Below are 21,913 nucleotides of genomic sequence, written 5' to 3'. Positions count from 1 at the left end.
TCCGTCAGAGCCGCTTGATCGCGGCGACCTCGCTGCCGGCTTGCTTGATCCTTGCGATTGCCGGCTCGATCGGCTCGATCACCGTTGCCATGTGATGCGCATTGGCGTGAACCATGGTGCTGCCATCGCGGACGATGGCGACATGACCTTTCCAGAAAATGAGATCGCCGCGCAGCAAGCTGCTTTGCTCATGGGGCTCCAGCGCGCGGCCGAGGCCGGCCTGCTGCATGTCGCTGTCGCGCGGGCAGCCGATGCCCGCCGATGTCAGCGACATCTGGACCAGGCCGGAGCAATCGACGCCAAGGCTGCTCTTGCCACCCCAGAGATAGGGCGTGCCGACGAAACGCTCGGCGACTGCGACGAAATCCGGCTCGCAATGACCAAGCGGGGCGAGATGGGCCTTCGGCAGATAGTGTCCGTCGCGTGTCACGGCGAAGCTGCCGTCCTCGCGTGCAACCGCGATCTTCGATCCCATCACCAGCGTGTCTGCTGGCCGCAGCTTGATCGAGGGACCGGGGAAGGCAAAGGTTCGTAAAGCACTGACCATATGGGTCGGCGCGGCCGCGGGCTTCATGAGCGCTGCGTCCGGCAGCCAGCCGACATAGCCGTCACCTGAAAGTTGACCCCATGCCCAGCCTTCGCCGTTGCGGTCGTAAACCGTGACGCCCTCGCCGCGCAACGCTTGTGTCATTAGCATCGCGTTCGACGACGGCTGCTCGCGCACGGGCGCGATCGCCGCGATGATCTCGAATTCCTCGCCCGTGACGAAACGATCCGCCTGCACCTTGCTTTCGAGGTATTTCGCGGCGATGTCGCCGCGCGACGGTGTCAGCCTTGGATCGTATCTTGGATCGTGACTTGGATCGTGGCTTAGATCGTGTTCTGGATCACGCATAGCGCTCGCTCAGCAATGTGTAGATCGCGCGCGCGGCCTGGCACTCGCCGCCCTCGGGGCGTGCGGGCTTCGCCGACGGCGTCCAGCCGTAGATGTCGACATGCAGCCAGCTCCTGGCATGCTCGACGAAGCGTTGCAGGAACAGCGCGCAAATGATCGAGCCGGCAAAGCCGCCTGATGGTGCGTTGGTGATAGTGGCGGTCTTGGAATCCAGCCACGCATCGTAAGGCGGCCACAGTGGCATGCGCCACAACGGATCGTTCTCCCTCGCCGCGCATCGTGCGACGTCAGCGGCAAGCGTCTCATCATTGGTGTAAAAGGGCGGTAAATCCGGCCCCAGCGCGACGCGTGCCGCTCCCGTCAACGTGCCGAGATCGATCAGCAGGTCCGGCTTTTCCTCGTCCGCAAGCGCCAGCGCGTCGGCGAGCACCAGCCGCCCCTCTGCGTCCGTATTGCCGATCTCGACCGTGATGCCCTTGCGCGAGGTGAAGATGTCGAGCGGGCGGAAGGCATTGCCCGCGACCGCGTTCTCCACGGCCGGAATCAGCACGCGCAGTCGCACCTTCAGCTTCGCATCCATCACCATGCGCGCCAGCGCCAGCACGTTGGCGGCGCCGCCCATGTCCTTCTTCATGATCAGCATGCCGCTCGGAGGCTTCAAGTCGAGCCCGCCGGTGTCAAAGCAGACGCCCTTGCCGACCAGCGTCACCTTGGGATGAGCCGGGTCGCCCCAGCCAATGTCGATCAGCCGCGGCGCGCGGCTAGATGCCATGCCGACGGCGTGGATCAGTGGAAAATTCGTCTTTAAGTCGTCACCGATGGTGCAGGCAAAGCTTGCGCCGAATTCGGCGGCGAGATCCTGCGCGGCTGCGGCCAGCTCCTCCGGCCCCATGTCGTTGGCCGGCGTGTTGATGAGGTCGCGCGCCAGCATTGCGGCGTCCGCCATGCGATTGATGTCGGTCGCGTCGACGCCGTCGGGGGGAACGAGGCTGACCTCGGGGCGATCGGCCTTGCGGTACCGGGCGAAGCGGTAGCTGCCGAGCGCGAAGGCGAGTGCGGCGAGCCGTGCATCCTGCGGTGCATTGGCGAAGCGATAGATGCCCGGCGGCAGGAGGCCGGGCAGGGCGCCCGGTCGGAACAGGTCGCGCGATTTTGCACCCTCGTCCTCGAGCCCGAACAGCACTTGCGCGATCGCGCCATCGGGCGCGGGCAGCGCGAGATAGCCGCCCGGCTTTGCGGTGAAGGCGCTCGCGGTGGCGAACTGGCGTTGCGCCGCCGGTAGCCCCTCGGCGACCTGATCCCAGCTCGACTTGGTGACGAAGGTGATCGGGATGGCGGTAGGCGACGTCTCGAAGACAGAAGGCATTGGCGGGTCCGGATCGTCAGATCGAGCGGGTCATACGAACGGACGAGATTTCGCAGAGTTTTGCCGCCGCCGCAATCAGCTTTGCTGCCACCGTTCGGCGGTCCGCTACTCGCAGCAAAGGGGCCATGCTAGGTTCCGGCAACGGCCGTCAGGTGTGCAGATCTCCGGCGGCCGACGACAAAGCCGGCCGGGAGGAAATGCAATGGAATTTGTGTGGAGCGTGGTCACCTTCATCGGGCAGGCGGTCGAGGCGATTTTTGGCTATGTCGAGCATCATCATTGGATATTCGCGTTCCTTGCCGGCGGTTACGTCTTCTATCTCCACGACCGCTCCGTTCACGCGCGGTTCGATGCATTGGACAAGCGCATTGATGAAATTCGCAAGAGGCTCGCTATCGAATATTGATCGGGTGAGCGAAACCATCATCGGGCGAGCCCCGTCTCATGCCGAGGACACGATCCACGCGAGCGGCCGCAGGGCTTTACTAGCGCTGCGGTTGTGGCATTATTGCCCAATATTTTAGATTGTGTCGTACGGTTCTGCACGGAGTGCAACAACAGGGGATGGGGTCAATTCTTACCCGGCTCATCATGGCCCGGGCTGATTGATACCGGACTGAACCTGATCGTCGAAGGCATTTCTCTCATCGTTTGCGCGGCGCGGCATTCGCAAATAAGCGACGCAAAATGGATAGATCGTTCGTCATCGTACAGATTTCCGACCTGCATCTGGACGGGTCTGGTCGACTGCTTGCGACCATCGAGACGCTCAATGCCGCAATTCGCGAGAGGATGGCGGACTTCGCGGATGTTCCCGATCGCATCCTGCTGATCACCGGCGATATCGTGGACGACCCGGCGCCGCCTGCGCTCGACGAAGCGATCGCCGTCATTGCGTCCTTCCGGCAGACCGGGCTGTTCACCGACATCCAGGCAATTGCCGGCAATCACGACGTCAAGCGACCGAGCCAGCGTGCAGGTCGCCACGATGTTTATGATTACCTGCATTTGCCGCGGACCTCGAAGAGCGTCTACTACCGTCAGGCCGGCCTCGATCTGGTGCTGCTGGATTCCAACCGCGCGAGCCTCACGACGCTCGTGAGCGGCAACGTCGACCAGAGCGCCTATAGCGCCATGGTTTCGGATTCCGCGCGGCTGAGCGTCAAGCTCGCGGGCAGCCTCCGGTCGGGCGGCCGCGCCGATTATGCCGAGCCGGTGGAAAACCTCGTGCGCGTGCTGGCGCTGCACCATCATCCACTGCCGCAGGCGACCGGAGAAGGAAAGCGGTTTCTCGGCGTGCCCGACGAGCCGCTGATGTATCTCGCCGCGCCCGCGACCTTCCTCGAAGCGGCGACATCGCTCAATGTCGATCTGGTCCTGCACGGACACCGGCATGTCGAAGGGCTGACGCGTTATTCGATTCCCGATCCGCGCGCCACGTCGAGCGAGAGCGCTGAAGCATTCTGGCGCACGATCTACGTCCTGTCCTGTCCGTCATCGACCGGGCAGGCCGGTGACGATGCCGGCTTCAACGTCATCCATTTCGGCCCGATGTCCGACCCGATGTCCCATGGCGGCCGCACAGAGTATCGCTTCGCGATCGCCCGCTACTCACGTCCGCGCAAGGATGGTGTCTTCAGGCCGCTCGATTCCAACCTGCCGCACGGCGTCGTCAGACTGCCGGCCGGACGGGATTTTTCCCGAGATCCGGCCGTCCAATCGGGCATCGAGATCGACGCATGCACCACGCTGAAACGGAATCAGGTCGCAGCATTCGCGCGCCGGCTCCTGCTGCGCCGCGCCTTCTATGCCGACGACGAGGTGGATTGGGCCAATTTGCTCCACGTCTATCTCGTGACCTCTCATGTCTGGGCCGATCTGGAAAGCAAGTTCTCGAGATCCGCACGCAAGCATGATGTCGAGGCCGCGGTGACGTCACTACTGCGCCGACTGATCGAGCAATCTGCAAATGTGCTCGGCATCGACGACGTTCAGCTCGACGAGCTCCGCGCGAGGCGTCTGGTCAATCGTGACGATCTTCGACGCGAATTGCCGAGGGTCGTGCGTCCGGGCATCGATGTCGCGATCGAGACGCGGCAACGACTGCAATTGCTGCGGGACCTGAACGAGCAGGCGAAGGCGCTCGGCCTCGATGCGGGTCTCGGCGGCGAGGTGCCGCCGCAGGCGCCGCAGTGACGGGCCCGGGCCGGGAGCATTAACCGGCCGTTAGGGTTAACAGTCTATTGCTGGCGCGTTCGGCTCGATCAATCGGCTCGAGAGTCAAAGCGTCATGCGTCAACGGTTCAGTCGTGAACGGTTAAGTCTTGCCCGGCTTCTTGCGTCCACCTCGCTGGTCGCAGCGGTGGCCATGGGTCTCGGCGGCTGCACGGCGATGTCGAAACTCTCCGACGTCACGGGCTCGGTCGGGCCGCGGGCGGAAGCCGCTCCCACCGATCCCGCGCGCGCTGCTGAAGTCTATGGCGAGCGCTATCGTGCCAATCCCAAGGACGCCGACGCGGCGCTCGCCTACGGCCAGGCCCTGCGCGCCAACGGCCAGCGCGCCCAGGCTGCCGCCGTGCTCGAGCAGGCGACCATCGCCAATCCCGGCAACAAGGCGCTGATGGCCCAATACGGCCGCGCGCTCTCCGACAACGGCAATTTCCAGCAAGCCTTCGACGTGCTGTCGAAGGCGCATTCGCCCGATAACCCGGATTGGCGCCTGCTCTCGGTGCAGGGTACCGCGCTCGATCAGATGGGGCGTCACGAGGAAGCGCGCTCCTACTATGCGAGTGCGCTCAAGATCGCGCCTGGCGATCCCGGCGTGCTCTCCAATCTCGGCCTGTCCTACATGTTGTCGAGAGATCTGCCGAAGGCCGAAGACGCGCTGCGCCAAGCCTATGCCTCGCCGCACGCAAGCGCGCGGGTGCGGCAGAATCTCGGTCTTGTCGTCGGTCTCCAGGGCCGCTTCGCCGAAGCCGAGACTATTGTGAAGGCGGACCTGCCGCCGGACCAGGCTACGGCCAATGTCGCCTATCTCAAGGAAATGTTGACCCGCAGCGACGTCCGGCGTGGTGCGCCGAAGCGGACGCCGGTCGCCTCGCTCGGCCTGCCCGACTGATCAGACGTGATCTTCCGATCTTGATCTTCCAATCTTGAAGGCATCCTCGGACCGTACGCGGTCCACGTCTAAGGTCATTGCATCTCGGTGACCTTGATGCCAGTCGGTCCAAGGATGACGACGAACAGCACCGGCAGGAAGAACAGGATCATCGGTACCGTCAGCTTCGGCGGCAGTGCCGCGGCCTTTTTCTCGGCTTCGTTCATGCGCATGTCGCGGTTTTCCTGCGCCATCACCCGCAAGGATTGGCCGAGCGGGGTGCCGTAACGCTCCGCCTGCTGGAGCGCGAGACATACCGACTTGACGCCCTCGAGCCCGGTGCGCCGCGCGAGGTTCTCGTAGGCGACCTTGCGATCCTGCAAATACGACAGCTCGGCCGTGGTCAGGGTGAACTCCTCCGATAGCGCGATCGACTGGCCCACGATTTCGACCGCGACCTTCCGGAACGCCATCTCGACCGACATGCCGGATTCGATGCAGATCAGGAGCAGGTCGAGCGCATCGGGAAAGGCGCGCTTGATCGAGAGTTGGCGCTTGGAGATCGCGTTCCTGAGGAACAGCATCGGCGCCTGGAGTCCGAGATAGGCCGCACCGACGCAGATGCCGATCTTGATCGGCATGGACTGCTGCATATGCGCGATCAGGAACACGTAGACGACCGAACCGACGAACAGCACGATCGGGGCAACCAGGCGGGCAAACAGGAAGGTGATGTAGGGCGCCTGGCCTCGATAGCCGGCCATGATGAGCTTGTCCCGCGCAGCTTCCTGCGCGAGCCATTTGGTCAGGTTGAAGTCATCGACGACCTTCGAGACGAGCTGCTTCGGCGTCTGGCGCAGCGAGACTTTTTCACTCTTGTGGAGGCGCTCGCGCTCGCGCTGCCGGATGCGCTCACGTTCGTTCGCCACCGCCTTCATGCGCTTGGAAAGGCCCTCGCCGGCGAACAGCGGCATCACCAGCGTATAGACGGTGGCGCTGGCGGCAATGGCCGCCAGCAGCATCGTCATGAAGTGGACGTCGTGAAGTTTCGCAACGAGGAACTCTACCATAAGACACCATCAGAAGTCGAAATTGATCATCTTCTTCATCACCATGATGCCGATCGACATCCAGACAACACAGCCGACCAGCATGAGCTGGCCGGTGGGATGAGTCCAAAGCATCGAGATGTATCCTGGCGTTGTGAGGTAGACGAGGAACATCACGATCGGCGGCAGCGAGCCGATGATGCCGGCCGAGGCCTTGGCTTCCATCGACATCGCCTGGATCTTCTCTTTCATCTTCTTGCGGTCGCGCAGCACCTTGGAAAGGTTGCCGAGCGCTTCGGAGAGGTTGCCGCCCGATTTCTGCTGGATGGAGATGACGATGCCGAAGAAATTGGCCTCGGGCAGCGGCATGCGATCGTAGAGCCGCGTGCAGGCCTCGCCGAGCGGCATGCCGATCGCCTGCGTCTCGATGATGGACAGAAACTCGGAGCGCAGCGGCTCTGGCGCGTCGGCGGCGACCACCTTGATCGATTCGAACAGCGGCAGGCCCGCCTTGATGCCGCGGACGATGACGTCGACGGCATCGGGCAAGGCGGCCAGGAACTTGTTTTCACGGCGCTTCTTCAGGAAGCCGAGCGCCCAGCGGGGCAGACCGAGGCCGCCGGCAAACGCGAAGCCGGCGGCACCGAGCAGGCCGCCGCCGATGAACAAGGCGACTGCGAACAGCACGCCCGCCACGACGGCGGACACGATCCAGAATTTCTGCGGCGCCCAATCGAGGCCGGCCTGCGACAGGCGGACACTGAGCGGTACGCTCTTCTCCTGCTGGCGCCGCGCCTCGAGATCCTTGAGCGAGGTTTCGACCTGCTCGCGGCGCGAGCGCTGCGTCTTCTCGGCGGCGCGGGCCGTGGGCGCCTCGGCCCGCGAGATCGAGGCGCGGCGGCTCTCGGCCTTCCGTTCCCCGGACAGCATTGGATAAAGGAAGACCCAGGCGAGGCCGCCGACGGTGGCGGTGGCAAGGAAGGCGAGGGCAAGGACTTGCATGTTCATGGCTGCGTTGACCTGCTCACGTCGTGGGCGCCACTTCCGCCGCGTCGAGCGCCGCGGCAAGGCGCTTCTCTTCGCCGTAATAGCGGGCGCGTTCCCAGAATTTCGGGCGGCCGATTCCGGTCGACCGGTGCCGGCCGATGATCTTGCCGTTGGCGTCCTCGCCGACCATGTCGTAGAGGAACACGTCCTGGGTGATGATGGTGTCGCCTTCCATGCCCATCACTTCGGTGATGTGGGTGATGCGGCGTGAACCGTCGCGCAGGCGCGCGGCCTGGACGATGACGTCGATCGAGGCGCAGATCATCTCGCGGATGGTGCGTGAAGGCAGGGAGAAGCCGCCCATCGTGATCATGGATTCGCAGCGCGATAGCGCCTCGCGCGGATTGTTGGCGTGCAGCGTGCCCATCGAGCCGTCATGGCCGGTGTTCATGGCCTGGAGCAGGTCGAACGCCTCGGGTCCGCGGACTTCGCCGACGATGATGCGCTCGGGACGCATACGCAGGCAGTTGCGCACCAGCTCGCGCATGGTGACCTGGCCCTCGCCCTCGATGTTGGGCGGGCGGGTTTCCAGTCGCACCACGTGCGGCTGCTGGAGCTGGAGTTCGGCGGCGTCCTCGCAGGTGATGACGCGCTCGTCGTGCTCGATGTAGTTGGTCAGGCAGTTGAGCAACGTGGTCTTGCCCGAGCCGGTACCGCCGGAGATCAGCACGTTGCAGCGGACGCGGCCGATGATCTGGAGGATTTCCGCGCCTTCCGGCGAGATTGCGCCGAACTTGACGAGCTGATCGAGCGTCAGCTTGTCCTTCTTGAACTTGCGGATCGTGAGCGTGGGGCCGTCGATTGACAGCGGGGGCACGATGGCGTTGACGCGGGAGCCGTCGGCCAGGCGGGCGTCGCAGATCGGCGAGGATTCGTCGACGCGCCGGCCGACCTGGCTGACGATACGCTGGCAGATGTTGAGGAGCTGCTGATTGTCGCGGAAGCGGATACCGGTGCGTTGGATCTTGCCGGCGACCTCGATGTAGACGGTGTCGGCGCCGTTGACCATAATGTCGGCGATGTCGTCGCGCGACAACAGCGGCTCCAGCGGACCGTAGCCGAGGACGTCGTTGCAGATGTCGTCGAGCAGCTCTTCCTGCTCGGCGATCGACATCACGATGTTCTTGATCGCGATGATCTCGTTGACGATGTCCCGGATTTCCTCGCGCGCGGACTCCGAATCGAGCTTGGCAAGCTGGGCGAGGTCGATGGCCTCGATCAGCGCGCCGAAGATGGTCGCCTTGACCTCGTAATAATTGTCCGAGCGGCGGGCTTCCATGGTCGGCGCAGGCTTCGCCGGGGCGAGCGGCGGCGAGGAGATTGCCGGCGGCGGCGGCACGCGCGACATGGCGGGCGCCGAAGCCTGGGCAGGCTCTGGCGACACGGCACCGGGCTTCGGGGCCCGGGCGTCGGCGTCTGTTCCGCTACGCTTACCGAACACTTAAAAACTCCATGCGGCGACCTATTTTCCCCGCAACTTGTCAATCAGGGGTGAAAGCAGGGACGACTTTTGCTTCTTCGTTTCGCTGCGGCCGGTCAGGCGCTGGGCGATCTGAAGGAACATCTCGATCGACTTATGGTTGGCCGAGATCTCCGCGATCATCTGGCCGTTATTGGCCGCCGAGCCGAAGATCTGCGGCTCGAACGGAATCGAGACGACCGGCTGGCTCTCGATCGCCTTGGCGAACTCCGCCGCGGCGATTTCGGGCCGTTTCGGCACGCCGACCTGGTTCAGGCAGTAGAGCGGCGGCCGGTCGTTGGGGCGCGCGGCCTTCAGGAGATCGAACAGGTTCTTGGTGTTGCGCAAATTGGCGAGGTCGGGCGCCGCCACGATCAGGATGTCGTCCGCTCCGATCAGGGCGCGTTTCGTCCAGCCCGACCATTGGTGCGGAACGTCGAGGACGATGCAGGGCATCGTGGAGCGCAACGTGTCGAACACGGAATCGAAGGCGTCGGCGCCGAAATCGTAGACCCGGTCGAGCGTCGCCGGCGCCGCCAGCAGACTGAGGTGGTCGGTGCATTTCGACAGAAGGCGGTCGACGAAGGCGGTGTCGACGCGATCGGGTGAGAATACGGCGTCGGCAATGCCCTGCGGTGGATCCTGGTTGTAGTCGAGTCCGGCCGTGCCGAAGGCGAGGTCGAGGTCGGCGACGACCGCGTCCATCGCGAGATCGCGGGCGATCGCCCAGGCGACATTGTGGGAGATGGTTGATGCGCCGACGCCGCCCTTGGCCCCGACCACGGCGATAATGCGGCCGACGGCCTTGGCTTCCGGCGCCGAGAACAGGTTGCAGATCGAGCGCACGACGTCGATCGCGCCGACCGGCGCGAGCACGTAGTCGCTGACGCCGCGGCGGACCAGCTCGCGGTAGAGCGTGACGTCGTTGATGCGGCCGATCACGACCACGCGGGTGCCGGCATCGCAGACGGTCGCGAGATGGTCGAGCCCGCCCAGGAGGTCGTTGCGGCCGTCGCTTTCGAGCACGATCACGTTCGGCGTGGGGGCCGAGCGGTAGGCTTCCACCGCAGCCGCCATTCCGCCCATCTGGATCTTCAGATGGGCCTTGCCGAGACGGCGATCTTCGCCGGCTGACTGCACGGCGGCCGCCGTTTCCACGGTCTCGCAGAAAGCCTGGACGGAAACGCGGGGCGCCGGCGCAATATGCTCCTCGACCGGTGGGAGCGATGCCTCGGACTGATCTTCTTGGGGCTGGCGAGCGTAGCTGATCATCTGCCGGTGTCGCTGAGTTTGGCCTTGTCGGCCTCAGGATAGGCGACCGCCGTCGGCATTCCCTTGCGATACTTCTCGAACGCGGCGGTCCGCCGCGGCGTGTAGGACGGCGTTTCGGGCCGCGGCTGCTCGAGATCCGACGGATTGTCGACCATCGCTGCGAGGTTGCGCTGATAGGCGCAGCCGTAATTGTAGTAGTCCTTGTTCTCGAACCAGCTCTTGTTCTTCATCGAAGGGCCGATATCTTCCGGCCACAGGCCGCAGGGACCCGCGACTGCGGCGATCTTGGAATAGGTGAGGCGGATCGGCGGCAGGAATCGCTTGTCGTCCGGCGTGTAAGAGCGGGCGTTGATGCCGCGCGGCGGAACGCCCGCCGCCGACAGCATTGCCTGGATTTCGCGCATGGTGTCCGCGACCGGACGCGCGTTGGGCGTGCCGGACGGTACGTCGATCCGGATCGCGCCGGTGCCTTCGTGCATCCAGGCCGACGCGACGCCCATCACGTCGGCGCGCTGGGCGGCGGTCAAGCCGCCGCGGGCATGGCCGACGAAGACGACGATGGAACGATTCTGCTCCTCGATCGCGATCGGATGGCGCTGCTTGTAGTCGTCGGGAATGGAGGCCGTGACCGCTTCGTCATGCTGGCAGCCGCCTAGGGCGAGCGCCATGCCGACGAGCGCGCCGCCGAGGTGGATGGCGCGCCTGCGAATCTGGGGTGGTCTAGTGATCTTCATGAAGTCCCCGTTCCGCCTCAGTCGGTGATGAAGCCGTAGGTGCCGCGGTAGTTCTTGGCCGGTTCGGTCCGGCCGGGCACGCCGTAGATGCGGTTGATGTTGCCGAGCAGTTCGGCCTGCGGATCAGCCGGTGCGGAGAAGCCATCATCCGGCCGCGACAGGTCCTTTTGCGCAACTGCGCGAACGATGTAGGGCGTCACGATCACGACCAGCTCGGTCGCGTTGTTGACGAAGTCGCGGCTACGGAACAGCGTGCCGAGGACCGGGAGCTGCATCAGACCTGGCAGTCCGCTGACCGCTTGCTTGGTCTGCTGCTGGATCAGGCCAGCCATCGCCATCGCGCCGCCTGAGGGAATTTCCAGCGAGGTTTCTGCGCGGCGGGTCTTGATCGAGGGCACCGTGAGCGAGTTGACCGAGGTCGAGGTCACGGCCTGGGACAGCGTGATCGCGTTTTCGTTCGAGAGCTCGGACACCTCGGTCATTACCCGCAGGCTGATCTTGCCCTCCGTGAGAACGACGGGGGTGAAGTTGAGCGAGATGCCGAACTTCTTGAAGCTGATCTGGGTGGTACAGACGTGCGTGGTGGGGTCGCACGCATAGCCCGCAGGCACCGGAAATTCACCGCCGGCAATGAACGTTGCCGATTCACCGGAGATCGCGGTCAGGTTCGGTTCGGCCAGCGTCCGGATCACGCCCGCGGTCTCCATCGCACGCAGCGTGGCCTGCACCGACGGGGCCGCGCCGAACTTCGTGGTCAGGTTATTGCCGTCGACGAGGTTGTGGCCAAGAGCCGTGAACGGATTGGAGTTGCTGAAGCTGACGACCGAGGTGCCGTAGCTGAGGTTGGCGGTGAGGTCGATTCCGAGCTGCTTGACGATGCTGCGCTGCACTTCCGCGACCGTCACCTTGAGCATGACCTGATCGCGGCCGCGGACCACGATCGAGTTCACGACCTTCTCGGGGCCGCCGGCGAGGCGCACGGCGAGGTCGTTGGCCTGCTGGGCTTCGGCCGGATTCGCGGCCGAGCCGGTCAAGATGATGCCGTCGCCTAGCCCGTCGATCTGGATGTCTGAGTTCGGCAGGACCTGCTTCAGCGCGGCCCGCACGCCGTTGAGGTCGCGCTTGACCGCGATGTCATAGGCCGCGATCTGCTGGCCGGCGGAATCGAAGAACACGATGTTGGTCTGCCCGATCGAGGCGCCAATGATGTAGGCACGCTGCGCCGAGCGGACGACCGCGTTGGCGATCTTCGGATCGGCGACAAGCACGTCCTTGATGTCGCGCGGAAGGTCGATCACGATCGACTTGCCGATGCCGAGCGAGAGGAATCGCGCGTTCATCTGACCGTCGGCCGCAGCCTGCGCCACAGGGCGATAGTCGGCGGCGACCACAGGGGTGAGCACCGGGTTGAGCGCGAGCGCGACGGCGGCCGAAAACGACAGGGCGCGGACCACCGGGGTTCGCATCGTCGCCAAATTCGCCCTGCATTTCATGTCGACAGTCCTCATCGTGCCTTCGCCGTCGAGCTTGGGATACCGTACCGAATGATCGAAATGCCCTCGCGCTTCTGTGCGGAGTCATCGAGCGTGATCTCGCTCAGCTTGACATCGACGATGCTGCGCAGCGCCAGCGACAGCGTGCCGCTCTGGCGTGCGGAGGAGAACGTCGCAGTCTGCGCAGGATTGAGTTCGAGAGTGACGGTCTTGCCGACCACCGCGTTCTGGCCGTCCTTCTCCTTGGGAGCCTGGTCGATGGCCAGGACGCGGATATTGGCCAGGATGATCTCGGACGTGACGACATCGGGAGCGCCGCTGCTCTGGTCCGGGTTCTTGAGACGGCGCGTCAAAAGCACGTCGACGCGGTCGTTGGGCAGGATGAAGCCGCCTGCGCCGGTTTCCGGCGAGATCTCGGTCGAGATCGCCCGCATGCCGGTGGGCAGGATTGCCGCCATGAAGCCGGAGCCTTCGGCCTTGACCAGCTTCTGGTCCCGGATCGGCTCGCCCTGGATGAAGGGAGATCGTGCGATCGAGCCGGTGACCTGGGTTACCCCCTCGGGGCGCTCGTTGCGGCGGATGAAGGTGGCGCTGGCGGTCGCGGACGGCCAGGTCTGCCATTGCACGTCTTCCGGCTTGACGGTCTGGCCGAGGCCGATGTCGTTTTTCGCGACCAGGACGTCGACGGTGGGAAGCTGCGCGACCGGAGCAGGAGGCGGTGCAGAATTGTCCGAGCCGCTCGCCAGATACGCGGCGACACCGCCGGCGCAGATGGCGACCGTCAGGACGACAATGCGTGCCCTATTCATACGCTTCACTTTCCAACAAACGCCGCGACGCTGACGCCGCCGTAATCGGCAGTTGACCAGCTATTCGTCAAAGCATGGTTAATGAGGCGTATCTAAATCGCCTTAACGCCGGGTTTACCCGATGCGTTCAGCGCAATGCGAGGTGAGCGAGGTCGATCGCCTTCACCCATTCGGTCTCCGGGTAGACCATCAGCGCGCTCAGTGCGAGCGCGATGCCGTAGGGAATGCCGCTGTCCTTGGCGTGCAGCCGCGCGAGCCAGGTCTGGCCAGCGAGCCCGTAAGGCAGCGGCCACTGCCGGAACTGGAGCAGGAGCAGCGTCAGCGCCCCGCCGAACAGCGAGGCGTAGAGCAGGAAGTTCATCAGCTGTGCGAACCCGAACCAAAGCGCGACGGAGGCCGCCACCTTGGCATCGCCGCCACCGACCCAGCCCATCGCAAAACAGGTGAAGGCCACGACTAGGACGAGCGCGCCGGCGCCGACATGGCCCAGCATCTCGTAAGGTGCCATGCCACCGGCGAGAGCGAGCGCGAAAAAGCCGGCGACCAGCGCCAGCGATACGCGGTTGGAGATCGTCATCGTGAAGAGATCGCTTGCGGCGGCAAACGCCATCAGGGCCGGGAAGAGCAGAAGGCGCGCAAGGTCGAGGATCATGGGCTGCGTCTTGAGGCCTGGGTGTGCCGCGGAGCTGGCGTCGCCGGATTCTAGCCGGCAGTGCTAAACAAACCGAAAACGGCGGCGGCGGTCTTGAGGGGTAGAACCAGCCGAAGGCGTGCTCACCAGAGGGAGGCGATGCGTGCGGCGAGCGCGACGGTCGCAAGCAGCAGGGCCAGGCAGACCCAGTAAGCCGGCGAGCCGGTCTGCGCCGCCTCGGCCGCGTTCGCCGCGACCACGGCATCGGTTCTGTACTTGCTCAACGCCACTGGAACTCGCCGTCTTAAAAACAAAGGCCCCGGAAATCCGGGGCTTTTGCAGTCGTTGATCGATCGCCTACTTCAGCGAGCTGCTGATCGAGGTGAACTTGGCGTTCAGCGTGGTGCCGAGATTGTTGACGACGGTGATGATGGCCAGCGCGATGCCGGCGGCAATCAGACCGTATTCGATGGCGGTGGCGCCGGATTCATCTTTCGCGAAACGCGCAATCAGGTTCTTCATGAACAAAACTCCATCTGGGGTGGGATCGCCTCGTTCGGCGGTGTGCTTGACGCAACGACCATGAGATCCGAGCTCTTTCGGGAGAGTTAATTCGATCGGGCAAACGCGCTTGCCGCTGGCCAGAGTGAATTTCGCCTTAAGGCAGCCAGCTGCAATTCGTTCCGGTTCCGGATGTGCAGCAAGCGCAGCACCGGCTTCACCCTCCCTTAAATTTGGGGGAGTACGCGTAGGCGGGACCAGCAATTCGCAAGAGAGGCGACAATGTCGAGCCTGCCCATGGAAATCGCCCTGATGCTTGGCGAGACCATCGCGAAGGTGATCCCCGCGACCTTCGCGCTCGCGGTGGTCTTCACCGTGCTCGAGCATGTCTGGGCCTGCAATCCCGGCGTGCCGTGGTGGCGCAAGCGGGAGATCGTCACGGACATCTGCTACTGGTTTATCGTTCCGGTGTTCGCACGTGTCATGCGGATCGGCCTTCTGATCGTCGGTGCGAGCTTCGTCTTCAACATCCATGATGCCGACGGGCTCATCGCCTTCTACGACAATGGCCACGGCTCGCTGGCGCTATTGCCGCTCTGGGTCCAGGCCATGCTGTTCCTGGTGCTGTCCGATTTCATGCTGTACTGGCTGCACCGGTTGTTCCACGGCGGTGGGTTCTGGAAGTACCACGCGATCCACCACTCCTCGGAGGAGATCAGCTGGATTTCTGCGGCACGCTTCCATCCCGTCAATCTCGTGCTCGGTACCATCGCGGTCGACGTCGTGCTGCTGATGGCCGGCATTTCGCCGAACGCCATGGTCTGGCTCGCCCCGTTCACGACCTTCCATTCGGCCTTCGTGCACGCCAACCTGAACTGGACCTTCGGGCCGTTCAAATATGTGTTGGCGACGCCGGTGTTCCACCGTTGGCACCACACCGCGCTAGCAGAGGGCGGCGACACCAATTTTGCCGGCACGTTCCCGATCTGGGACTTGCTGTTCGGCACTTTCCGCATGCCCGAGGGGCAACTGCCGCAGGATTACGGCAAGGATGAAGCCACCATGCCGAAGGAAATCGGAGGGCAGCTTGCCTATCCGTTCCGCCGCTAGGTTCTCGAGAGCCGCGAACGCCAGTCCGTTCAAACAATAGTCCGAGAGTTTGCGGAACGTTCACGAATTGAGGGCAGGTTAGCCGGGTCGGGCACCGGCTCGGCTGTTATCTGATCGCTTCTGCCGGTTTGTGACGTCCCGGGGGTAAGAGTATGCGTAAACAACTGCTGCGCCGTCATGCGCGCGTCTGTCTTCTGGTTGCGACAGCGGTGCTGGCATCGCCGGCTGCCGTCATTGCCGAGTCCGCCGATACCATCGCCGTCAATGTCGACCAGGCCAAGCTGGTGCGGCTGCCTGGCAAGGTGGCAACCATCGTGGTCGGCAATCCCCTGATCGCCGACGTCACGCTCCAGCCCGGCGGCATGATCGTCGTCACCGGAAAGGGCTATGGCGCCACCAATTTCATCGCGCTCGACCGCGGCGGCGAGATCCTGGTCGACCGCCAGGTCCAGGTCGAAGGTCCGAGCGACCGGCTCGTTACCGTCTATCGCGGGATCGAACGCGAGTCCTACAGCTGCGCGCCGCTTTGCCAGCGCCGCGTGACGCTCGGCGACAGCGACACCTACTTCAACAGCACGATGAGCCAGGCCGGTTCGTTGAGCAGCTCGGCGAGCGGCAGTGCCGGTGCGGGCGCCAAGACGAACTGACTAAGGCGAACTGAGCAAGACGAACCAAGTAAGACGAACCAAGTAAGACCAACCAGCAAGTTTGATTGGCGGATTTGGGGGCAAGGATCGTCCCCGCCCGCCGCACGCGCGCGAGTTTCTCTTTCCGTGTCCTCGTCTCCCTGGTCCGGGTCGTTCGCGGTTAACGCGCTCTTAACGGCCCGGGCCGCCGGGTGCGGATCGCCTGAAACACTTAAACAATCAGTTTCCGCTATTGAACATGGCAGATGATTGCTGCTGCTGGGGAATTTGATGCCTTCGCCTGCACCTACGAGATTCAGGCTCCTCGCCACGTTGCGCCGGTTTCGTGGCAGCCGCCGCGGCTCCGCAGCCGTCGAGTTCGCGCTCGTTGCGCCGATGTTCTTTGCGTTGCTGTTCGCCATCATCGAGTCGGCGCTGATGTTCCTGGCGAGCCAGGTGCTCGAGAGTGCCTCGCAAAATTCTGCGCGCGTGTTGCTGACCGGGCAGGCGCAATCCGGCACGCTCACGGCCTGCGCGGTCTCCGGCGTCAGCACACCCTGCTCGCAAACGACGTTCAAGGCTTACGTCTGCAGCCAGATCCCGGCGCTGTTTGATTGCACCAAGCTCTACGTCGACGTCGTGAGTACAAACTCGTTCGGAGCGCTGAGCCTCACCAATTATGGTGATTCCTGCAGCTTCAATCCAACCGGCGTGCAGTACAGTGCCGGGGCCGCCAACCAGGTCGTCGTGGTGCGGCTGTTCTATCAGTGGCCGCTCTTCGTCACTGGCCTTGGCTTCAACATGGGCTGCAACAACAAGCGGCTGCTGATTGCGACCGCGGCCTTCAAGAATGAACCCTTCTGAGACAGATGGATCCGAGCGGACAGATGCAGGCGATTGCGAATATCTGGAGGAATGCCCGTAACTCCGTGCGCGACTTCGTCGCCGACACGCGTGCGATCGCGGCGACCGAGTTCGCGGTCATCGTGCCGCTGATGCTGGTGATGTTCTTCGGGACCGTCGAATTTTCATCGGCCGTGGCGATCAATCGCAAAGTCACAATGATTGCACGGACTCTGTCCGATTTGACGTCGCAGTCGACATCGGTCGACGATGGCGACATGCAGGACACGTTCACGGCAAGCATATCGATGATCATGCCGTACGACGCTACGCTCGTGAACGGCACGGTCCTTCAGATCTATATCGACTCAAGCAAGGTCGCCAAGATTCAATGGAGCAAGTCCGCCACCATTGCCAACGGTGCGACGCAGGCCACGCTGACGGCTCCGCCCCCGACTCTGGTAGCTGGCACCACGGTCACCTCGATGATTCCGCCATCGCTCTTGATCGCGTCGACCTACCTTATCTTCAGTCAGGCGAGTTACGTCTACACGCCTTGTGTCAAATTCGTCCTGAAGACGGGCATCACGCTGAGCGATGTCTCCTACACGCGGCCGCGCCAGGTCACCTGCGTTCCTTACACGGGTGTAAAGTCGCCGTGCTGAAATACGAGAGCAGATCCTGGAATAAAAAAAGGCCGGGCATCGCGCCCGGCCTTTTCATTGATTGGTTCGCTCGAGCCGATCGGGGCCCGTAAGCGGTAGGCTCAGCCGGCGGAGCGGAGGTTGTCGGCTGCCGACTTGCCGGAACGGCGGTCGGCGACGATCTCGTAGGAGATCTTCTGACCTTCGCGCAGCGTGCCGAGGCCTGCACGCTCCACAGCGCTGATGTGAACGAACACGTCCTGGCCGCCATCGTCGGGCTGGATGAAGCCGAAGCCTTTGGTCGCGTTAAACCACTTCACGGTTCCCATGCTCATGGGGGTAGTCCCTTCTCAGATAACACAATGTCAGAGCCCGCTTGCGCGGACAGGTTAGATCGAATTTTTGGAAGGGTCGTCAGCGTGTCTGAACCGGCTGTACCGGTGGATGCTAATGTCGTCCGGCCGAAAATCGATTAAGTCATTTTATTGGAAACAGACACCCAAAACAATGCTGACGTGCACGATTTTTTGATCCGCCGTGATGGTCACGGCGGATCAGCATACACGTCGGAATTACAGGTCCGCGCTCGCGCGCTGGGCCCCCGCTAGCGGCGGCGGAACTGGCCGCCGCGCTGTCCGGGACGCGGAGGTCCGCCCATCCCGCTCGGACGTTCGTCCTTGTGGCGGAAAATCAGCCGGCCCTTTTCGAGGTCATAGGGCGACATCTCTACCGTCACGCGGTCGCCCGCCAGAGTCTTGATGCGGTTCTTCTTCATCTTGCCGGCGGTGTAGGCGACGATCTCGTGTCCGGCGTCGAGCTGCACGCGGTAGCGCGCGTCGGGGAGGATTTCGGTGACCAGTCCTTCGAACTGGATCAGCTCTTCCTTAGCCATGAATTTCTCCAGGTCGTGGACGGCTAGTGCGAATGGGGTTTGCGGTTCGGTTGGCCGTTCGGCCGACTCTCGCGGCGCAAAAAGGCAACGCCTTGTATCCCATCAGACGCCCCGGCGCTATGCGCGGAACGCTGTTCCGGACGGGCGTTTGGCGAAGAATGCGCCTTGCCTCCGGAGCGGCTGCGAGGAGCTGCCTTCGGGCCACTGCCGGGCCTTCCGTCGCCCTGCTTGGCGGCACTGTGGTGGCGCCCGTCCGCATGCCTTTCGTCGGCACGGCGACCGTCAGCGTGGCGTCCCTCACCATGCCTTGCGCCTTGCGGACGCTGGCCCGGGCGGCCCGGCCGACCCTGTCGTTGCTGCTGCGGGGGAGGGCCCGCATCGCGGCGGCCGGCGTCGGTGCGGCGATCCTCACGCGGCAGCGCCACTTTGATCAGCCGCTCGATGTCGCGGAGATAGGCGAGTTCCTCGCCGCCTGCGACCAGCGAGATCGCGGTGCCCTCGGCACCCGCGCGCGCGGTGCGCCCGATGCGGTGCACATAGGTCTCCGGCACGTTGGGCAGATCGAAATTGATGACGTGGGTGATGCCGTCGACATCGATGCCGCGGGCGGCGATATCGGTGGCGACCAGGGTACGGATCTCGCCGGTGCGGAACAGAGCGAGTGTCCGTTCGCGGTGGTTCTGCGACTTGTTGCCGTGGATGGCGCTGGCGGGGATGCCGGCCTTCTCGAGCGTCTTCACCACCTTGTCCGCGCCGTGTTTGGTGCGGGTGAAAACCAGCGCGCGGTTGACCTGCTCCTGCTTCAACAGCTGGGCGAGGAACGCCGGCTTGGCGGAGAAGTCGACCTGGATGATGCGCTGCTGGATGCGCTCCACGGTCGAGGAGACCGGGGTCACCGCGACGCGGGCGGGGTCGCGCAGCATGGCGTCGGCCAGCTCGGCGATGTCCTTCGGCATGGTGGCCGAGAAGAACAGCGTCTGCCGCTTGATCGGCAGCTTGGCGACGATTTTGCGGATGTCGTTGATGAAGCCCATGTCGAGCATGCGGTCCGCCTCGTCGAGCACGAGGAATTCGACGCTGCCAAGCTTCAGTCCGTTGCTCTGCACGAGGTCGAGCAAACGACCGGGGGTGGCGACCAGCACCTCGACGCCCTGCATCAGCGAGCGGACCTGACGGCCCATCGGCACGCCGCCGATGGCGAGCGTCGAGGACAGGCGGATGTGACGGCCATAGGCGTTGAAACTGTCGAGGATCTGGCCGGACAGTTCGCGGGTCGGCGACAGCACCAGGACGCGGGTCGTCTTCGGCTGCGGCTTGATGCGATTCTCGAGCAGGCGGTGCAGGATCGGCAGCGCGAAGGACGCGGTCTTGCCGGTTCCGGTTTGGGCGATGCCGACGACGTCGCGGCCGGTCAGCGCGGTCGGAATTGTCTGGGCTTGGATAGGGGTGGGGGTGACGTAGTTCTCTTCGGTGAGAGCACGGGCGATGGGCTCGGCGAGGCCGAAATCCTGAAACGAAGTCAAAAGATGGGTTCTTTCCATGTCAAAAGCGGGCTCCCGGCGCATTCGGCGCGGCGCGCGCAAAAGGGTGTCGAGTGGGACACCTGCGTGTTTGGGGTGTCGGATGGCTTGATGGGATGGGGCAAGCCAGACGCCCGTAAGGGCTTAAGAACACGCGGCTCGCAACGGTCTCCTGATTCGCAAGAGACCTCGACCTCATATGGAACATTGAGGCGGCGCTTTCAAGGCACGCCCCACAGAAACGGCGATCGCGGTGCAGAAATAGTTATGCCGGAAATTTAGCCAGAGTGACAAATTTGCTCAGAAAATAACCTGCCTGCCGCATTCGCATACATTAGAGTTGCTCAATGTTTAGGCGGCGCGGCCTGTGCGATACTTCGTTTTCTGTCAATTTCACCAGCAAAAACAATCGGTTGAAGGGTGTCTAATCCATGGCACAGTTCTTGCGAATCCGTTAATCGCAGGCGGCCGTTGGGGCCGTTTCGCAGCGTTTTTCACGTCTGCGTCAGGGAGATGAGACACTCATGCATAGCAAATCCACTCACGATATAGCGGCGCCATTTAGCCGCCGTGGCGTTCTCGCCGCGACCGCCGGACTGATGCTTGGTCTGGCTTCCATTTCTGGTGCGAAAGCCGCGGACGACACCATCAAGGTCGGCGTGCTTCACTCCCTCTCCGGCACCATGGCCATCAGCGAAACCACGCTGAAGGACACCATCCTCTTCCTGATCGACGAGCAGAACAAGAAGGGCGGCGTCAACGGCAAGAAGCTCGAAGCCGTGGTCGTCGATCCCGCTTCGAACTGGCCGCTGTTCGCCGAGAAGGCGCGCGAGCTGATCACCAAGGACAAGGTCTCGGTCGTGTTCGGCTGCTGGACCTCGGTGTCGCGCAAGTCGGTGCTCCCGGTGTTCAAGGAGCTGAACAGCATCCTGTTCTACCCCGTGCAGTACGAGGGCGAGGAGAGCGAGCGCAACGTGTTCTACACCGGCGCCGCGCCGAACCAGCAGGCAATCCCCGCCGTCGACTATCTGATGAAGGACGAGAAGGTGAAGCGCTGGGTGCTCGCGGGCACCGACTACGTCTATCCGCGCACCACCAACAAGATCCTGGAAGCCTATCTGAAGTCCAAGGGTGTCGCCCAGGAAGACATCATGATCAACTACACGCCGTTCGGTCATTCCGACTGGCAGACGATCGTGGCCGACATCAAGAAGTTCGGCTCGGCCGGCAAGAAGACCGCTGTGGTCTCGACCATCAACGGCGACGCCAACGTTCCTTTCTACAAGGAGCTCGGCAACCAGGGCATCAAGGCGAAGGACATCCCGGTCGTCGCGTTCTCGGTGGGTGAGGAAGAACTCGCCGGCATCGACACCAAGCCGCTGCTCGGCCATCTCGCCGCCTGGAACTATTTCCAGTCGATCAAGTCGCCGGAGAACGAGAAGTTCATCAAGGCGTGGCAGACCTACACCAAGAATCCGAAGCGCGTGACCAACGATCCGATGGAAGCGCACGTGATCGGCTTCGACATGTGGATCAAGGCGGTCGAGAAGGTGAAGTCGACCGATCCGGACAAGGTGATCGATGCGCTCCCCGGCATCGAAGCCAAGAACCTGACCGGCGGCACCTCCAAGATGCTTCCGAACCATCACATCACCAAGCCGGTGTTCATTGGCGAAATCAAAGCCAACGGCCAGTTCGACGTGGTGTGGAAGACCCCGGGTCTTGTCGCGGGCGACGCCTGGTCGAAGGAGCTCGACGGCTCCAAGGACCTGGTCGGCGACTGGGTCGGCAAGAAGTGCGGTAACTTCAACACCAAAACCAACAAGTGCCTCGGTTCGGGCTCCTGATCCGGATCTGACGCTCCATTGCACGATCGGAGAAGGCGGCGATCCCGCCGCCTTCTCCACCCTTTTCTGCCGGGGTCT

Annotated in this window: 23 protein-coding genes; 8 read left to right on the top strand and 15 right to left on the bottom strand. The window is 63.5% G+C overall.

Going from position 1 to position 21,913, the window contains the following annotated elements; genetic code table 11:
• Nucleotides 1-4: 4 nt before the first annotated feature.
• Together IVB42_RS40870 and IVB42_RS40865 are read right to left on the bottom strand one after the other, a co-directional pair.
• Nucleotides 5-895 carry an NlpC/P60 family protein gene (locus IVB42_RS40870; protein WP_018454692.1) on the bottom strand — a complete coding sequence of 297 codons (891 nt, stop codon included), beginning with the start codon at nt 893-895 and terminating at the stop codon, nt 5-7.
• A complete protein-coding gene (locus IVB42_RS40865; RefSeq protein ID WP_085361623.1) occupies nt 888-2,261 on the bottom strand; it encodes a leucyl aminopeptidase family protein in 1,374 nt (457 codons plus the stop codon). The genes IVB42_RS40870 and IVB42_RS40865 overlap by 8 nt, the downstream gene beginning before the upstream one ends.
• A 202-nt stretch (nt 2,262-2,463) precedes the next feature.
• Between IVB42_RS40865 and IVB42_RS40860 the strand changes: the two genes are divergently transcribed.
• From IVB42_RS40860 to IVB42_RS40850, 3 genes are all read left to right on the top strand, one after another.
• Nucleotides 2,464-2,667, top strand: a complete 204-nt coding sequence (locus IVB42_RS40860; RefSeq protein ID WP_018454690.1) for a hypothetical protein — start codon at nt 2,464-2,466, stop codon at nt 2,665-2,667.
• A 281-nt stretch (nt 2,668-2,948) separates the two neighbouring features.
• Nucleotides 2,949-4,457, top strand: a complete 1,509-nt coding sequence (locus IVB42_RS40855) for a metallophosphoesterase (RefSeq protein ID WP_247472154.1) — start codon at nt 2,949-2,951, stop codon at nt 4,455-4,457.
• A gap of 94 nt (nt 4,458-4,551) precedes the next feature.
• Nucleotides 4,552-5,379: a tetratricopeptide repeat protein gene (locus tag IVB42_RS40850; RefSeq protein WP_026232795.1), complete on the top strand. Its 828-nt coding sequence runs from the start codon at nt 4,552-4,554 to the stop codon at nt 5,377-5,379.
• 74 nt (nt 5,380-5,453) lie between these two features.
• Here IVB42_RS40850 and IVB42_RS40845 read toward each other — a convergent pair whose 3' ends face one another.
• The 10 genes from IVB42_RS40845 to IVB42_RS40800 all read right to left on the bottom strand — a co-directional run bounded on the left by IVB42_RS40845 (nt 5,454) and on the right by IVB42_RS40800 (nt 14,374).
• Nucleotides 5,454-6,428 carry a type II secretion system F family protein gene (locus tag IVB42_RS40845; protein ID WP_018454686.1) on the bottom strand — a complete coding sequence of 325 codons (975 nt, stop codon included), beginning with the start codon at nt 6,426-6,428 and terminating at the stop codon, nt 5,454-5,456.
• Nucleotides 6,429-6,437: 9 nt separating this feature from the next.
• Nucleotides 6,438-7,415: a type II secretion system F family protein gene (locus IVB42_RS40840; protein WP_026232794.1), complete on the bottom strand. Its 978-nt coding sequence runs from the start codon at nt 7,413-7,415 to the stop codon at nt 6,438-6,440.
• A gap of 16 nt (nt 7,416-7,431) precedes the next feature.
• Nucleotides 7,432-8,895, bottom strand: coding sequence for a CpaF family protein (locus IVB42_RS40835; RefSeq protein WP_026232793.1), 1,464 nt, complete (start codon nt 8,893-8,895; stop codon nt 7,432-7,434).
• A 21-nt stretch (nt 8,896-8,916) separates the two neighbouring features.
• Nucleotides 8,917-10,185, bottom strand: coding sequence for an AAA family ATPase (locus tag IVB42_RS40830; protein ID WP_018454683.1), 1,269 nt, complete (start codon nt 10,183-10,185; stop codon nt 8,917-8,919).
• The gene (locus IVB42_RS40825; protein WP_018454682.1) at nt 10,182-10,919 is read right to left on the bottom strand and encodes a CpaD family pilus assembly protein; all 738 of its coding nucleotides are present in this window, start codon (nt 10,917-10,919) and stop codon (nt 10,182-10,184) included. Before IVB42_RS40825 ends, IVB42_RS40830 begins: the two co-directional genes overlap by 4 nt.
• A gap of 17 nt (nt 10,920-10,936) precedes the next feature.
• Nucleotides 10,937-12,412 carry a type II and III secretion system protein family protein gene (locus IVB42_RS40820; RefSeq protein ID WP_026232792.1) on the bottom strand — a complete coding sequence of 492 codons (1,476 nt, stop codon included), beginning with the start codon at nt 12,410-12,412 and terminating at the stop codon, nt 10,937-10,939.
• A gap of 11 nt (nt 12,413-12,423) precedes the next feature.
• The gene (cpaB, locus tag IVB42_RS40815; RefSeq protein WP_247472153.1) at nt 12,424-13,221 is read right to left on the bottom strand and encodes a Flp pilus assembly protein CpaB; all 798 of its coding nucleotides are present in this window, start codon (nt 13,219-13,221) and stop codon (nt 12,424-12,426) included.
• A gap of 127 nt (nt 13,222-13,348) precedes the next feature.
• A complete protein-coding gene (locus IVB42_RS40810) occupies nt 13,349-13,873 on the bottom strand; it encodes a prepilin peptidase (protein WP_018454679.1) in 525 nt (174 codons plus the stop codon).
• A gap of 122 nt (nt 13,874-13,995) precedes the next feature.
• Complete coding sequence (locus IVB42_RS40805; RefSeq protein WP_162496356.1) at nt 13,996-14,136, bottom strand: hypothetical protein; 141 nt, start codon at nt 14,134-14,136, stop codon at nt 13,996-13,998.
• A 73-nt stretch (nt 14,137-14,209) separates the two neighbouring features.
• Nucleotides 14,210-14,374, bottom strand: coding sequence for a Flp family type IVb pilin (locus tag IVB42_RS40800; RefSeq protein WP_007599783.1), 165 nt, complete (start codon nt 14,372-14,374; stop codon nt 14,210-14,212).
• A 261-nt stretch (nt 14,375-14,635) separates the two neighbouring features.
• Between IVB42_RS40800 and IVB42_RS40795 the strand changes: the two genes are divergently transcribed.
• The 4 genes from IVB42_RS40795 to IVB42_RS40780 all read left to right on the top strand — a co-directional run bounded on the left by IVB42_RS40795 (nt 14,636) and on the right by IVB42_RS40780 (nt 17,597).
• The gene (locus tag IVB42_RS40795; protein ID WP_018454677.1) at nt 14,636-15,463 is read left to right on the top strand and encodes a sterol desaturase family protein; all 828 of its coding nucleotides are present in this window, start codon (nt 14,636-14,638) and stop codon (nt 15,461-15,463) included.
• A 152-nt stretch (nt 15,464-15,615) separates the two neighbouring features.
• Nucleotides 15,616-16,110 carry a pilus assembly protein N-terminal domain-containing protein gene (locus IVB42_RS40790; RefSeq protein WP_018454676.1) on the top strand — a complete coding sequence of 165 codons (495 nt, stop codon included), beginning with the start codon at nt 15,616-15,618 and terminating at the stop codon, nt 16,108-16,110.
• 270 nt (nt 16,111-16,380) lie between these two features.
• On the top strand, nt 16,381-16,953 hold the full coding sequence (locus IVB42_RS40785) for a TadE/TadG family type IV pilus assembly protein (protein ID WP_026232791.1): 573 nt from the start codon (nt 16,381-16,383) through the stop codon (nt 16,951-16,953).
• A gap of 23 nt (nt 16,954-16,976) precedes the next feature.
• Entirely contained in the window at nt 16,977-17,597 is a 621-nt protein-coding gene (locus tag IVB42_RS40780; RefSeq protein WP_247472152.1) for a TadE/TadG family type IV pilus assembly protein, read from the top strand.
• Between the two features lie 101 nt (nt 17,598-17,698).
• Here IVB42_RS40780 and IVB42_RS40775 read toward each other — a convergent pair whose 3' ends face one another.
• From IVB42_RS40775 to IVB42_RS40765, 3 genes are all read right to left on the bottom strand, one after another.
• Nucleotides 17,699-17,911 (bottom strand): cold-shock protein, encoded by a 213-nt coding sequence (locus IVB42_RS40775; protein WP_007599788.1) that lies wholly within the window; start codon nt 17,909-17,911, stop codon nt 17,699-17,701.
• Nucleotides 17,912-18,180: 269 nt separating this feature from the next.
• On the bottom strand, nt 18,181-18,468 hold the full coding sequence (infA, locus tag IVB42_RS40770; protein ID WP_007599789.1) for a translation initiation factor IF-1: 288 nt from the start codon (nt 18,466-18,468) through the stop codon (nt 18,181-18,183).
• Between the two features lie 23 nt (nt 18,469-18,491).
• On the bottom strand, nt 18,492-20,033 hold the full coding sequence (locus tag IVB42_RS40765; RefSeq protein WP_247472151.1) for a DEAD/DEAH box helicase: 1,542 nt from the start codon (nt 20,031-20,033) through the stop codon (nt 18,492-18,494).
• Between the two features lie 479 nt (nt 20,034-20,512).
• On the opposite strand from IVB42_RS40765, the gene urtA reads away from it, so the two are divergent.
• A complete protein-coding gene (gene urtA / locus IVB42_RS40760) occupies nt 20,513-21,835 on the top strand; it encodes an urea ABC transporter substrate-binding protein (RefSeq protein WP_026232789.1) in 1,323 nt (440 codons plus the stop codon).
• Nucleotides 21,836-21,913 lie beyond the last annotated feature (78 nt).

Origin of the sequence: Bradyrhizobium sp. 45 (genome assembly GCF_023073155.1) — a bacterium.
In the GTDB taxonomy this organism is placed as follows: Bacteria; Pseudomonadota; Alphaproteobacteria; order Rhizobiales; family Xanthobacteraceae; genus Bradyrhizobium; species Bradyrhizobium canariense_D.
The sequence above is the reverse complement of the archived record's forward strand: the minus strand, read 5'-3'. Positions and strand labels throughout refer to the sequence as shown.